The organism is Flavobacterium cutihirudinis (assembly GCF_003385895.1).
Classification (GTDB): Bacteria; Bacteroidota; Bacteroidia; order Flavobacteriales; family Flavobacteriaceae; genus Flavobacterium; species Flavobacterium cutihirudinis.
In genome coordinates, this window is sequence record NZ_QRDQ01000009.1 from 802,968 (window position 1) to 816,981 (window position 14,014).

Here is a 14,014-nt window from a genome sequence, read left to right on the forward strand (position 1 = left end):
AATATTCAATCTTAATCTGAAAAATATTAAACCAGTCAAAAGTCACAAAATGCAGTACTTTAGAATCTTAATCGAACCTTCTGTATCCAAGTTCTGCTCCACCGCTTACGGGCATTATAGTTCCGGTAATAAATCGCGCTTTATCTGATATCAGAAACGCACATGCATCTGCAATCACATCTCCCTCAGGACAATATCCCAAAACATGAATATCATCCAGATACTTTTCTATTTTATGAGCGTCTTCCTGTAATTTTCCCCATTCCCTAAGCATTGGAGTCCAAACTCCTGCAGGTGAGACAGCATTTACTCTGATTTTATATTTAGCATAATCTAAAGCCATTGATTTGGTTAAAGCGTTTAAAGCTCCTTTTGTTGCTGAATAAGCAGCATGATTCGCCTGACCTATTTCGCCCACAATACTGCTTGTATTTAATATACAACCTTGTGTAAGTTTCAAAGATTCCAAACCATATTTTGTCGTATAAAACACACCTTTAAGATTTACATCAAAAAGTCTATTCCATTCTTCTTCACTAGTTTCATGCAATGGCAATGAAGGATTTGCGATACCGGCATTGTTATGAATTACATCAATTTTACCATATTTTTTCAAAGCATGCTGAATCCCTAATTTGACATCATTAGCATTTGATACATCTCCTAAAAAAGAGCTATGCTCTTCTCCCAGCACTTTTACAGATTCAGTCAGGGACCGCTCTTCGTTTGCCATAATAACTACTTTAGCCCCTGCTTCAGCGTATTTTTTGGCACACTCTAATCCAATGCCTGTTGATCCTCCCGTTAGAAATATAATTTTATTTGCTAATAGCTGCATATTTTTTAAATCTTTTAATTTGTATGAAATACTTCTTCCATATTAGTCCATATTTGCTTTTTTTCGGCCGCTTCCGGCAATGGTTTTTGTGTTGAATCGGTCAATTTCCACCATTGTTGTGTTGTACGATCTGCGGCCATTTTCTTCATATCCATGTCGTAATCCGATCCTGTATATTCGAAATAGCTGAACAGATAATACTCGTTTCCAATTTTCTTAAGATAGATGGAATAGTTCTGAATATTGCAGTCCTTAATTTTCTTTAAAACTGCCGGCCATACTTTTGCATGCAGTTTTTTATAATATTCGATTTTATCCTCTTTGATTCCTGTTACCATTCCAACGCGCTTCGTTACTTTAGTAGCTGCGTTTTTTTCAGAATTCAAAAGCGACGGACTGCCTTTTTTTTCTTCCTTGCAGGACAAAAAAATCAGTGATACCAGAAAAAGTATGATGAAGCTGTTTTTCATAAACTTTGTTTTTTGTATTAATAATTTTCATTTTATTTATCTAAAAATCCAAAACAAAACCCCCATCAAGAGTAATAGAACCACAGATAAGACTTTATAATTTCCTATACCTGACCAGCCACGACTTTGCAAAGGTTCCCAAATTGATTTCCAGTACAACTTCTCACTTTCTTCGGTATGTTGAACAGGATATATATAGGAGAAAATAATTTGCATAATCAGACACGCTACAAAAAGGTAAAAAGCCATCATCATGAATGGAATCTGAGCGATTGTGGTGTCAACAAATAACTTGTTTATTGCAAATACAATGGCTCCTAAAGCAGACCCAATCCAGAGCGTCAATTTTGCCGATTGTGCTGATGCTTTTTTCCAGAATATACCTAAAAGAAATACACAGGTAATTGGCGGAGCAATGTGCGCAATAATATCATTTAAACCATTAAAAATACTTTCGTATCTATTTAACAAAGGCAATAAAGCGAGAGAAAACACCAATGCAATTCCTGCTGTTATTTTACCAATTCGAACCAGTTCTTCGTCTTTTGTCTCCGGACGATAACGTTTGTAAATATCATAACCAACCATTGTTGAAATAGAGTTTAAAGCTCCTGAAATCTGACTCATTAATCCGGACAATAATGCTGCAACCAAAATCCCAACTAATCCTGTTGGCAAAAGTTGCGTTATCATTAGTGTATAAATTCCTTTACTGTTTACAATTTCTTTTCCAGCTTCGTCGATTGATTTTAAAGCGCTTATATCAAGCTTGCCAGATTGCGCTAATGTGTAAGCAAACAAACCCGGAATAATGAAGATAAAAACAGGCAATATTTTAATGAACCCACAAAATAAAGGACCGACTCTGGCGTGGTTTTCATCTTTTGCACCTAAAACGCGTTGCACAATAGTCTGATCAGCACACCAATACCATATTCCAAGTACAGGATATCCTAAAAGAACAGCATACCAAGGCATTCCGCTCGCATCGCCATGAGGACGCAACATGGATAATTTATCCATTTGGTTTGTTGAATGCAATACGTCAACCATTGGTTCCCATCCGCCCATTTTAAAATAAGCTGCAAAACTTATGATGGCTGCCCCAATTATCAGGACAACTGTCTGAATAGATTCTGTAACTACAACAGCTTTTAATCCTCCAACAATTGTATAAATTGCTGTAATAATAGAAATTACAATAACACTTGTGTACATATTGACACCAAATAATGTTTTTAAGACGATCCCGCCCGCCAACATTGAAAAAGCAATATGAATAATTATAGCCGATACAATTGAAACAATAACCAACCAGTCACGACTTGAACGATCATAGCGTTTCTCCAAAAAATCAGGTAATGTTGCTACTCCTGATTTTATATAAAAAGGAGAAAAAAACAAAGCCAGTAAAATCAAGGTAAAAGCCGCCATCCACTCGAAATTTCCGTTGAGAATACCCGAATCAAATCCGCTTTGCGCTAAACTTACCAAATGAACTGTGGAGATGTTTGTAGCAAACAATGCTAAACCAATCGCCGGCCATTTTAAAGTTTTTCCCGCAAGGAAATATTCACTTGCAGCATTATCTTTATTTTTCCTTTTGTGACGAATCCCATACCATAATCCGACTGCCAGAATACCCAGCACATAACAAATGCTGATAATGAGATCTGTAAATTGTATCATTGTTATCTATTTTTTTTAATTCTTTATTTATGCCGATTCTATCCTTTTAAATCACAACTGCTTCCCGGTTCCATAGGCGTTCTATATACACCGTTTTCAATTTTTACAGGATGTACAAAGTGTTTCTGAAGATGCGGAATATGTTCTAAAAACAAAGCTTCATGTCCCATTGAAATATGATTGAATAAAACCAAATGCTGATGCAGCTGCCCCATATCGCCTACATGTGGCACAACCGGAACACCATATTTTTTACATAATAAACTTACCGAAATAAATTCACTTACTCCGCCAACTCGCACAGCATCAACTTGCATAAAGCCCGCGCTTTTTGTTTGAAGGTAATTTTTAAAAATAACACGATTCGGCACATGCTCACCTAAAGCTAATTTGGTTGGCGCTATTGCTTCAGCCAAAACCTTATGCGCTAATACATCGTCTGGATGAGTTGGCTCTTCTATCCAATACGGGTTCATAGATAAAAATTGCGGACAAATTTCTAATGCTTGTGGCAATGTCCATTGTTGGTTGGCATCCAGCATTATTTTAGCAGAATCACCAGCGGCTTCTCTCACTATGTGCGAACGACGAATATCACGTTCAAACTCTTTTGAACCTACTTTAAGTTTCATCGCTGTAAATCCTTCAGCAATTGCTTTTCGAACATTTTCCTTTACCTGATCATCGCTATAATTAAACCAACCAATTGAAGTGTCATAACCCGGATATCCTTTATCGATGATTTTAGCACGTTCGTTTTTACCATTTACATTAGATTGCAACAACTCAATTGCTTGGTCTTTTGTCAACTCATCTTCCAGATAAGAAAGGTCTAAAGTGTTTACAATTTCCTCCGGTTTTAAATCAGTCAGTAATTTCCAAAGTGGCACTCCTCTTTTCTTTGCCCATAAATCATAACAAGCATTTGTTACCGAAGCTAGTGCCAGGTGTGTAATTCCTTTATGAGGCCCAAGCCAGCGAAACTGCTGCTCATTGGAAAGCGCATTAAAAACAGTTCCAAAATTGGACATCAACTCTTCAATATCCCTTCCCTTTAATTGTTCTGCGTAGAACTGCGCCGCTTTGCACACAAGATCATTTCCTTCTCCTAAAGTAAAAGCAAAACCAACACCTGTATGTCCGCTTTCGTCATGCAAATGTGTTACAGCGTAAGAATAGAGCGGATCTCTATGAATGGCATCGCTCCCTGCGCCTTTTTCTAAGGAAAATCGTTTATCTGATATTGAGGTTTTAAAAATCATTTTTTAGTTTAATTAATTATTTGATAACCGCTAATTCTTCTGCATTTTTATCAAGTTCCAAAACAATAACAGAACTTACTTTATTCGGTAAAACTGCCGGCAGATTAATTTCGATTTGTGAATTTTTGCTTTGGACAAATGAAACTTTATCACCATCCAAAAAGTAAGCTTTTTTTATTGCAGCATTTCCTAAAGCCGGAAGAACAAGCTTATCTGCAATTCTTTCAAAAACATGTAGATATACTATATTTCCCTTTCTTGTTGCTGCATATGCACTGTTAGGTTTATAAGGACCACCTTTAGTACCATAAATACTTGCACCATATTTATTTAACCAGTCTCCCATTTCTTTAAGACGTTCAGTTTGTCGGGCTTCTATGCGGCCGTCCATCATTGGACCGACATTAAAAAGTAAGTTCCCATTTCCTCCAGCGGTTTTTACAAGAGTCTGAATGCATTCTTTAAGGGATTTCATTTTATCATTTGGTTTCCAAGCCCATTGATTACAAATAGTAATACAACTTTCCCAAGGATCATTCATATTCAAATCACCAATTTTCTGTTCAGGCGTTAAATAATCACCCACTGAAGCTGAGGAGAATGAGTAATGATCTCCTTTTCCTAGTCTATTATTTACAATAACATCTTTATCAAGACTTTTTATGAATTTATAGACTTCTGCTCCATGTTCTAATTTCCATTGTTCTTCCCAGTTACCATCAAACCATAACATATAAGGTTTGTAGCGCGTAATTATTTCTTTTAATTCATTCTCCATCCTTGACACAAAGACTTTCATGCTTTCTGGTGTTTTCTTACTATAATCAGCGTCATGCCAGTCAGCGACTGTAAAATAGACACAAAATGCGATTCCGTATTTTTTACAAGCCTTTGCCAATTCATCTACTACATCTCTTTTAAAAGGAGAATTCATAATATTATAATTAGAGAAATCCGTTGGCCACAAACAAAAGCCATCATGATGTTTTGCTGTAATCGTAACATATTTCATTCCTGCATCTTTTGCCGTTTTTACCCAAGCTTCTGCATCAAATAGTACCGGATTAAATTCTTTATATAAATTATCGTATTCCTGTGTTGGAACTTCTTCTCCTCGGCTCCAGCCAATTTCTGTACCTCTCAATGTTACAGGTCCCCAGTGAATAAACATTCCAAAACGTTTGTCCATAAAACCATCCATAACCGCCTTGGATGTTTTAATATCGGAAGTTACCGCTTGTTGAGCATTGACAGTTACATTACAAAAAAGGGCGATAATTAATAACCCTGTAATCTTTTTTAAATATTTGGATGAAGCAGAAATATTGTTGCAAACACCTAATCGGTAGCTTTTAGTTCTAATAAAAAAATTGCGCATTATTACAAATTTAGGATTGATTATGAAGGCAAATTTATCTTTCCTTTTTTCCAAAATAAATAGTGCATTCAATTATTATAATGGACTATTTGACTGTTTTTGTTAAAATAATCAAGAACAACAATTATCAAACCGAATTTCTAATATAATGGAACTAAAACAGAGAAAAATTATTAATGAAATTCGCAATATATTTTTCAATTTACCATTCATAATTATAATAAAATCATAAAAATAAATCATACTTAAACATCATTAAACATAAAAACAACAATAAACACAATTGCGATACTGGTCAAGAAATTATTTTATTTAAATCGAAATGAAGGAATAAATCAAAACTTTAATTTGTGCGAAATGCTTTTTTATTTCATACAGAATACATTATATTTGAATTATAGATTTAAATCATGAAGAATTTCAAAATACGTGACGGATTTCAGGGAGAGAAATTAATTTCGCTGCCAGATACTGTCTGGAAAAAAGCTATAAAAGAAAACCCGGTACTAGCCAATTTGTACATTACTCATATTGGATATTTTCCGAAAGCAGCTTATCATTACAGAGCGCGAAAAAACGGATGTGCTGACAATATTCTCATTTATTGCGTTAGAGGTAAGGGATGGTATACTGTCAAAGGAACAAAGTTTGAAGTAGGCGTTAATGATTACTTTATAATTCCTGCCACAAAGGAAGCTACCTCATACGGCGCAGATGAGAAAGATCCCTGGACAATATATTGGATACATTTTAGCGGATCTGACATGAATACTTTCAACCGAAGTTTTAATATTGGCTTATATGATGGTCCACAGCAAATCACTCTTAATGAGAAAGGTTTAGAATTATGGGAAACCATGTATCGAAACCTCGAAATGGGATATGGAATTGAAAACCTCAACAAGACCAACCTATGTTTATATCACTTTGTTTCCACTTTTTTGTATCCTGACAAAAACCTCAACGAAAGAAGACAAGACGAAAAAGATTTAATTACCAATACGATTGCTTTTATGCGCGGGAAATTGGCTGACAAACTTACGCTGGAAGATTTAGCAAATATGAATAAATTATCAGCATCGCATTTCTCTACACTTTTTAGAAAAAGTACCGGCATGTCGCCTTTAGATTATTTTATTCACCTAAAATTACAACATGCCTGCTTATTATTATTAACCACTGAAATTAAGATTAAATACATCGCTGCAGATTTAGGATATCATGATCCTTACTATTTTTCGCGTCTGTTCAAGAAATACATGAAAATATCTCCAGTACAATATCGTTTTTCTGAGCTTTCGAAACATTTATAATCATAAAATTATTTTAGAAAATAAAAAAACCTCTAAATAAATATTCCCGAAATTAAAACAGTCTTAGTTGTGATTAATTCCCGTTAGCCCAATCAATTTTAAAAACATATGTTTCTGCGTTTTCACCGCCGCTTACATTTAAGCCCGCAGACGCATAAAAGTAAGCAGGTATACCATCTATCAAAAGTACCGCTGGACGCTCCAGTTTTCCACTTGAACTATATTCAAAATGTTTTTCATTTTGCAAGAGCTTTTTATGATCTTCCGGCGTTCCCCAGTAGTCAAGTATAGTACGCATTCCAACCTTTGCATCAGCGAGCTTAAAGTCTAAACCTGTTTTTGATTTCCACAATATGATATTTCCAAAAGTTCCTGAATTCGTACCATAATTATCCGTTGTCAACAAGAAGTACTCATTTTTAACTTTAAAAGCCATAGCGTCTTCGATATAATCAATATTATCTGTTATAGGATGATCCGAAAGAGTATAAGGCCCTTCAAGATTATCCGCTACAGCGTAACCATATTTGGCCGTTCTTTGAGTAGGCATTCCGGATTTAAAATAAATATAATACTTCTTCCCTATTTTCATAAATGCAGGATTATCAGTACCAATTACACCGCCGTATGTCCAATGTTTTGGATCTTTAGAATTTTCGACCATTAAACCATCATTTTTTCCTGCAAATCGCCATGGACCATTTATATCATCGGCAATCATCATTCCTGTATACATTAGCGCTTTATCTTTTTGCGTTTGAAATATATAAAGCAAAATATATTTCCCGTCTACATATTCAATTCGGGGATTATGCGGTGCCCACATTTTATCCGGATGTGGAAAATCAGAACTTTTTAAAACCGTACTTACATACTTAAAAGGACCTTCTGGTTTATCGGAAACAAAATGGGCTATTTCAGCATTTTTTCCCATCCATCCGTCCATTTGTTCTTTGGCCGGCCAACGGCTTCCAAAAATGTGAATCTTACCATCTTTTCCTTTAATTGGACTAACACACCAGTTATACCAATTTGGATCTGAAATTGCCGGACCAATTAATTTAGCCGTCTGAGCCATATGACTCAAAGGCATTTTTGTAGTTTTTTCTTTTGAAAGAACTTTTGTACTTTGAGAAGTTTGTGCTTTTAATGTTGAAATTGAGAAAATTGCAAGCAGCACAATTAGTGAAATATTTTTATTCATTACTTAATAGTTGATTTTATTAATTACTGAATATCAAGATTTTATTCAGCTTTTGCATTCTTGAAGTATTTACTATAAAATTCTTTATTTCCTTAAAAAGAAATAGATACAATTTCCAGCCTTATCATTAAACACAAAATTATATTTAAATCGACTTACCGTTTAATTCTATTTTATCATTATTTAGTTATTAATTGTCATTTTATGTTTTTCTGAACATTTAAAAAAAAAGCATTTAGTACTAAAATTAAAATTTACATTTATTTTAAAGTTTAATTACCAAGACACATCTTACATTTTTCAGTTATTAAAAAAACACTAAAACATCAATAATACCAATAAAAATAGATAATATTTAATACAAATTTACCATATAATCAATTTTACAAAACAATAATAGCTTGTTAATTTTGTAAGACAAATCTCAAATTTATTTTACATCCAAAATAATTGCTCTAAAAAAATAATCATATTATCCATCTTAATAATTAAATCCACTATTTATTTCAGGTAATGGATAAGATACATTTGCTTCATTAAGGATCTTAAATCTAGCAAAATGTCTGAATAAAAAAACCTGAATCGAGATTTGACTGCGCCTCTTTCTACGATGTATACATAAAAACAATTACATCAGCTTAATTTGACTAACAAGATGAACCCCCATTTCATCAGGCAATATTCTAAGGAAACTTCATTTGCCTACTTACAGACAAAAACGCTCTGAAAAACGCCCTCTACTTTACGAAGATATTCCCAGTACTTCGAAAGGTTAACCGTCTTTTTTTGATTTCAAAACTCGCTTTCCAGCGCATGCTTTTCAGCATTGCTAAGAAATTTTCTATTCCTTAAAAAAACAAACAAAAACGATTAAAAAAACTCAACTATTAACATTAACCAAACTTTAAACATTATGAGATTAACCAAAAACCGGCCTAGAGTTTTTTGGCCAAAAAATTTATTTGCACATTTTTCAAAATTTACCCCGATTGTCTTTTGCACAATTGCCTTACATGCTTCAGCATCAACAAATCCCACTACAGAAGCAACAACAAAAATCCATTCGTCTTTTGTTCAGAAAACAATAAAAGGAAAAGTAGTAGACGAACAAGGATTACCCGTTCCCGGCGCAAACATTATTGTAAAAGGCACCAAAATAAGTACACAAACCGACATGGATGGTAGCTTTAGTATTAGTGTTTCTGGCAATGCCTCCAAATTAATTGTTTCTTATATTGGCATGCAGGAACAAGAAGTTGCAATTACCGGCAATACACTTACAATAGTTTTAAAGCAAACAGGACAGAAACTGGAAGAAGTAGTTGTTGTGGGATATGGCAAACAAAAGAAAGTCAATCTTTCTGGCGCTGTAAGCACAGTAGATACAAAAATGATTACCAACAGAGCCGTTTCCAACCTAACCAATACTTTACAAGGAACTGTTCCCGGACTGACAGTAATCGCAAGACCTGGAGACGTAGGAGGAGATATTGGAACAATTAATTTGCGTGGAAAAGGAAACTTCGGATCATCTTCGCCTTTATTTATTATTGATGGTGTAATTGCAACTGCCGAATATTTTAACAGAATTAATTCTAATGATGTAGAAAGTATGTCGGTTTTAAAAGACGCATCTTCTTCTGCAATTTATGGATCTCGTGCTGCATACGGTGTTATCGTTGTAACCACTAAAAAAGGAAAAGAAGGCAAGGCGCAATTTAACTACAACAGTTATTTTGGAGTTCAGTCGGCTGTTATACTGCCAAATCGTGTCGATGCACTTCAATATGCTGAATTGTATAATGAAGCTAGACTTAATGCTGGTAAATCAGTATTTTACTCCCCGGACGAAATCAATAAAATCAAAAATAATTCAGATCCGGACCATTACGCCAATACAGATTGGTACAAGTTATTACTTCAAAAATCATCGCCAATATTTGAGCATGAAATTAATGTTTCCGGCGGAGGCGCAACGCGTTATTTTATAAGCGGATCCTTTTTTGAACAAAACTCACTTTTTGCCAATAAAAAAATCAACAGATATTCTTTCAGATCGAATACGGAGTCTAAAGTAAGTGACAAATTTACAATAGGAACTACCATTTCTTATAGCCATGATCGATTGGACAATGAAAATGGTGATCTGAATTTTACCTCTATAGACAGACTTGTACCATTGTCTGTAGCCACACAATCTGATGGTTCATACGGAGTTTTTACAGGAAAAGTGACACAGTCAGGTGGTTATTATTACAGATTACTAAAAGAAGGAGGAAGATCAGGATATACAAAAGATCGCTTTTTGGGTGCTTTGAGAGCCGTTTTTAGTCCAGTTAAAGGATTAGATATTACAGGTTCTGTTTCTTATAGTTTAGACAATGACTTTACAAATTCTTTTATCAATAGATTACCGGCTCTTGTAAATTTTGATACCAAAGCGGATGTTCCGGGAACAGCTGTAGTTCAAAATTCATATAATGAACAGTGGAGCAATTTAGGGAAATTCTTAACCGACCTTACAATCAGCTACGACAAGAAATTAGACAAGCATAATTTCAAAATTTTAGGAGGTCTTTCTTATGAAGATAACTCGGGGAGAAATATTTCAGTAACAAGAAAAGGATATGTTACTAATAATATTGAATCAATTAACGCCGGTTCATCAGACCCTATAAACACAAGTGCTTCCGGAGCTCCTGGACAAAATGCATTTCAGTCTTTTTTTGGTCGTGTAACGTATGCTTACAATAATAAATATTTATTCGAATCGAGTCTTAGATATGATGGTTCTTCGAAATTTCCGGTAGAAAACCGTTTTGGATTATTCCCTTCTTTTTCTGGAGCATGGCGTATTTCTCAGGAGGAATTTATGAAATCGACGGAGTGGATTTCAGAATTAAAACTGCGCGCTTCATGGGGTAAATTAGGAAGTGTGAGTAACGTAGGAAATTACGATTATTACAACACTTTAAACTCGGGAACACAAATTATTCTTGACGGAACAAAACAAGATGGAATTGTTCCGGGACAAATTTACAACCCTCTTTTAGGATGGGAAAAAGTAAATATGACAAACATTGGTTTGGATCTTGCTTTGTGGAACAACAAATTTAACCTACAAGTAGACGCTTATAACAAACTAACAGATGGTATCTTATTACCAAATCCTTACATCCCGGCTGAAGCAGGTTTGAGTACTATTCCTCCAATAAACTTAGGGCAAGTAACTAACAACGGTCTTGAACTTTCTGTTTCATACAACAACAAAGCAGGAGCATTAAAATATTCGGTAGGAGCAAATATGAGCCGTATCTGGAATAAGGTTTCAGACTTAGGCGATGTACAAGAAACTCCGCCTGACGGAAATTACATTAATAGAGTTGGTTCGCAAGTAGGTTCATTTTATATGTGGCAAGCAGAAGGACTTTTTGCTGATGCTAATGATGTTGCCAACCACGCGACGCAATCAACCAATACAAAACCGGGAGATATTAAATATAAAGATCAAAATGGTGACGGAAAAATTGACGGGGATGATCGTGTTATTTTAGGTAGTGAAATTCCTAAACTGACGTACGGATTCAATTCTACTTTGGAATATAAAAACTTCGACTTTGCTGTTATGTTGCAAGGCGTACAGGGAACAAAAGCTTATCTTGAAGCAGAAGCTGCTCAGGCTTTCTTTAATGGTGCCGGTGTAAAAACTTATGCATTAGACCGTTGGACAACAGAAAACCCAAATCCAAATGCAGCTTATCCGAGAATGTTGCTTTCAGCAGACAACACACAGAATCTTCAAAAATCATCTTTCTGGTTGTTTGATACTTCTTATTTGCGTGTTAAATCGATGTCATTGGGTTACAATTTACCAAGAACGGTATTAGAAAAAATTAAACTGCAAGGGTTTAGATTGTATTTAGCTGGAAACAACTTATTTACAATAAGAGGAGACAAACGCATGAAGGATTTTGACCCGGAAGTTGCTTCACAAAGAGCCTCTTATCCGCAATTGAAAACCTACTCTTTTGGTATAAACCTTTCTTTTTAATCTAACCAATTTGTCTTCTAAAAATTAAATCTGTCTGCATGGATTTTTTTTTTAAGACACATAAAAAACAGTACATACAAAATGAAAAATATAATTAACAAAATAGCACTATCATTTGCGGCAGCGACCATTTTTAGCTGTACTGCACCTCCGTTGGAGAGAGTGCCGCAAGATACAAATTCAAATAGTACATTCTGGACTTCAGAAAACGATGCCCGATTGGCATTAAATGGTTGTTACAGTTATCTGGCTTATGCCTATGGAAACTCCTACAATGACGGATCTGCGGATAATGCCTACTGTCAATATCCGTGGGAAAGTGACGCCACAACAATCAGTGAGGGAAACATTACTCCAGCATCATTAAGCGCAGGTAATTATTCGGGTAAATATCAAAGTATTCGAGGTTTTAATACCTATTTGGACAACATTGGGAAAATTTCAATGGATGAAAATCTTAAAAAACGTTTTATTGCCGAAGCAAAAGTTTTGCGTGCAATGACCTATTTTGACTTAATCCGTTTATACGGAGCTGTACCATTGCTTACAAGTGACTATACCAGTCCACAAGAAACCGCTGTAGTTCCAACACCAGAACCGGAGGTTGTAGATTTTATTATTAATGAGTTAGCAGCAGCCCAAGCCGATTTACCTCTTACTTACTCAGGAGGTCTAAGCAATGAAAAAGGAAGAATTACAAAAGGAGCTGCATGGGCACTAAAAGCAAGAGTAGAATTGGATTATAATAAATTTGCTGACGCCGCTGCAAGTGCAAAAAAAGTACAAGAATTAGGTGTTTATCATTTATTTAGAGGCGGCGATATTTCTAAAACCAAAGATGATTTTTCAAATTTCGTTGATTTTGCATCTACGGCAGAAAAACAAAAATTCAATCAGGGAGTTGCTAACTATGAACAATTATTCTGGGCTGCAAATGATGATAATTCAGAAGTAATTATAACTTCTCAAGCCATCAATAATTCATCCTATGAATGGGGAAATGGTTTAAATACTTTACTTCCTCCTAGTGATCTTGGAGGCTGGAGTTCAATAACACCTACAATTGAATTGGTAAATTCTTATTGGGATAAAACAGGACATTCTTTTAACGCGCCATCAGTTACAGAAAGAGCTTCAAATTATAATGGAGGAAATCCGAATGCTGCTTATTTTGCTGAATTTCACAACAGAGACACCCGTTTGTATGCAAGTATATTATTCCCTACCTCTCCTTGGGAGAATGCTTCACCAGGCTATCTTTATGATTGGGGTTCCTCTTACAGTTGGACTGGATACAATTTCAGAAAACTGGTAGATACTGCATATCTCTCTACAGAATGGGACGGCGCACAAGATTTTCCAATTTTACGTTATGCTGAGGTATTATTGATTTATGCCGAAGCAAAAAATGAAGTTAGCGGTCCGGATAGTTCTGTTTATGAAGCGATCAACGACATTAGAGATCGCTCAGGTATGCCGGCTGTGGATCAGACTGTTTATAATACAAAAGAAAAAATGCGTGAACTAATCCGAAATGAAAGACGTATTGAATTAGCGGGAGAAGGACAGCGTTATTTTGATATTCGCCGTTGGGGAATTGCCGATCAGGTAATGAAAACCGTTTACGACATTACAAATAACATCACGCAAGAACGCGGATGGCAAAATAAATTTGTAAAACTACCTTACCCTCAGGCAGCAGTAGACAAAAACCCTAATCTAGGTGCAGCCCAAACTGCAAAAGGATATTAAAACATAAATTTTAAAAGCATTATGGCTGCTGAAATTCTGAAACTAACCCTTCAACAG

General features: G+C 35.2%; 9 protein-coding genes. 3 read left to right on the forward strand and 6 right to left on the reverse strand.

Features of this window, described 5'->3' with window-relative positions; translation table 11 throughout:
• Nucleotides 1–67: 67 nt before the first annotated feature.
• The 5 genes from BD847_RS14265 to BD847_RS14285 are packed head-to-tail and all read right to left on the reverse strand — an operon-like array spanning nucleotide 68 to nucleotide 5,637.
• Entirely contained in the window at nucleotides 68–838 is a 771-nt protein-coding gene (locus BD847_RS14265; protein ID WP_115888925.1) for an SDR family NAD(P)-dependent oxidoreductase, read from the reverse strand.
• 14 nt (nucleotides 839–852) lie between these two features.
• On the reverse strand, nucleotides 853–1,308 hold the full coding sequence (locus BD847_RS14270) for an L-rhamnose mutarotase (protein WP_115888926.1): 456 nt from the start codon (nucleotides 1,306–1,308) through the stop codon (nucleotides 853–855).
• Nucleotides 1,309–1,344: 36 nt separating this feature from the next.
• Complete coding sequence (locus BD847_RS14275) at nucleotides 1,345–2,997, reverse strand: sodium:solute symporter (protein WP_115888927.1); 1,653 nt, start codon at nucleotides 2,995–2,997, stop codon at nucleotides 1,345–1,347.
• Nucleotides 2,998–3,035: 38 nt separating this feature from the next.
• Nucleotides 3,036–4,259 carry an enolase C-terminal domain-like protein gene (locus BD847_RS14280; RefSeq protein WP_115888928.1) on the reverse strand — a complete coding sequence of 408 codons (1,224 nt, stop codon included), beginning with the start codon at nucleotides 4,257–4,259 and terminating at the stop codon, nucleotides 3,036–3,038.
• A gap of 16 nt (nucleotides 4,260–4,275) precedes the next feature.
• On the reverse strand, nucleotides 4,276–5,637 hold the full coding sequence (locus BD847_RS14285; RefSeq protein WP_115888929.1) for an alpha-L-fucosidase: 1,362 nt from the start codon (nucleotides 5,635–5,637) through the stop codon (nucleotides 4,276–4,278).
• A 410-nt stretch (nucleotides 5,638–6,047) separates the two neighbouring features.
• Here BD847_RS14285 and BD847_RS14290 point away from each other — a divergent pair, with 410 nt between their 5' ends.
• On the forward strand, nucleotides 6,048–6,950 hold the full coding sequence (locus BD847_RS14290) for an AraC family transcriptional regulator (RefSeq protein ID WP_115888930.1): 903 nt from the start codon (nucleotides 6,048–6,050) through the stop codon (nucleotides 6,948–6,950).
• A gap of 73 nt (nucleotides 6,951–7,023) precedes the next feature.
• Here the strand turns inward: BD847_RS14290 and BD847_RS14295 are convergent, their stop codons facing one another.
• Nucleotides 7,024–8,154 (reverse strand): glycoside hydrolase family protein, encoded by a 1,131-nt coding sequence (locus tag BD847_RS14295; RefSeq protein ID WP_115888931.1) that lies wholly within the window; start codon nucleotides 8,152–8,154, stop codon nucleotides 7,024–7,026.
• 913 nt (nucleotides 8,155–9,067) lie between these two features.
• Here BD847_RS14295 and BD847_RS14300 point away from each other — a divergent pair.
• On the forward strand, nucleotides 9,068–12,205 hold the full coding sequence (locus BD847_RS14300) for a SusC/RagA family TonB-linked outer membrane protein (protein ID WP_115888932.1): 3,138 nt from the start codon (nucleotides 9,068–9,070) through the stop codon (nucleotides 12,203–12,205).
• An 81-nt stretch (nucleotides 12,206–12,286) separates the two neighbouring features.
• On the forward strand, nucleotides 12,287–13,957 hold the full coding sequence (locus tag BD847_RS14305; RefSeq protein WP_115888933.1) for a RagB/SusD family nutrient uptake outer membrane protein: 1,671 nt from the start codon (nucleotides 12,287–12,289) through the stop codon (nucleotides 13,955–13,957).
• Nucleotides 13,958–14,014 lie beyond the last annotated feature (57 nt).

Bases quoted from the DNA above. Each gene is read 5' to 3' on its own strand.
- BD847_RS14265 (WP_115888925.1), bottom strand. From the start codon at position 838: ATGCAGCTATTAGCAAATAAAATTATATTTCTAACGGGAGGATCAACA.
- BD847_RS14270 (WP_115888926.1), bottom strand. From the start codon at position 1,308: ATGAAAAACAGCTTCATCATACTTTTTCTGGTATCACTGATTTTTTTG.
- BD847_RS14275 (WP_115888927.1), bottom strand. From the start codon at position 2,997: ATGATACAATTTACAGATCTCATTATCAGCATTTGTTATGTGCTGGGT.
- BD847_RS14280 (WP_115888928.1), bottom strand. From the start codon at position 4,259: ATGATTTTTAAAACCTCAATATCAGATAAACGATTTTCCTTAGAAAAA.
- BD847_RS14285 (WP_115888929.1), bottom strand. From the start codon at position 5,637: ATGCGCAATTTTTTTATTAGAACTAAAAGCTACCGATTAGGTGTTTGC.
- BD847_RS14290 (WP_115888930.1), top strand. From the start codon at position 6,048: ATGAAGAATTTCAAAATACGTGACGGATTTCAGGGAGAGAAATTAATT.
- BD847_RS14295 (WP_115888931.1), bottom strand. From the start codon at position 8,154: ATGAATAAAAATATTTCACTAATTGTGCTGCTTGCAATTTTCTCAATT.
- BD847_RS14300 (WP_115888932.1), top strand. From the start codon at position 9,068: ATGAGATTAACCAAAAACCGGCCTAGAGTTTTTTGGCCAAAAAATTTA.
- BD847_RS14305 (WP_115888933.1), top strand. From the start codon at position 12,287: ATGAAAAATATAATTAACAAAATAGCACTATCATTTGCGGCAGCGACC.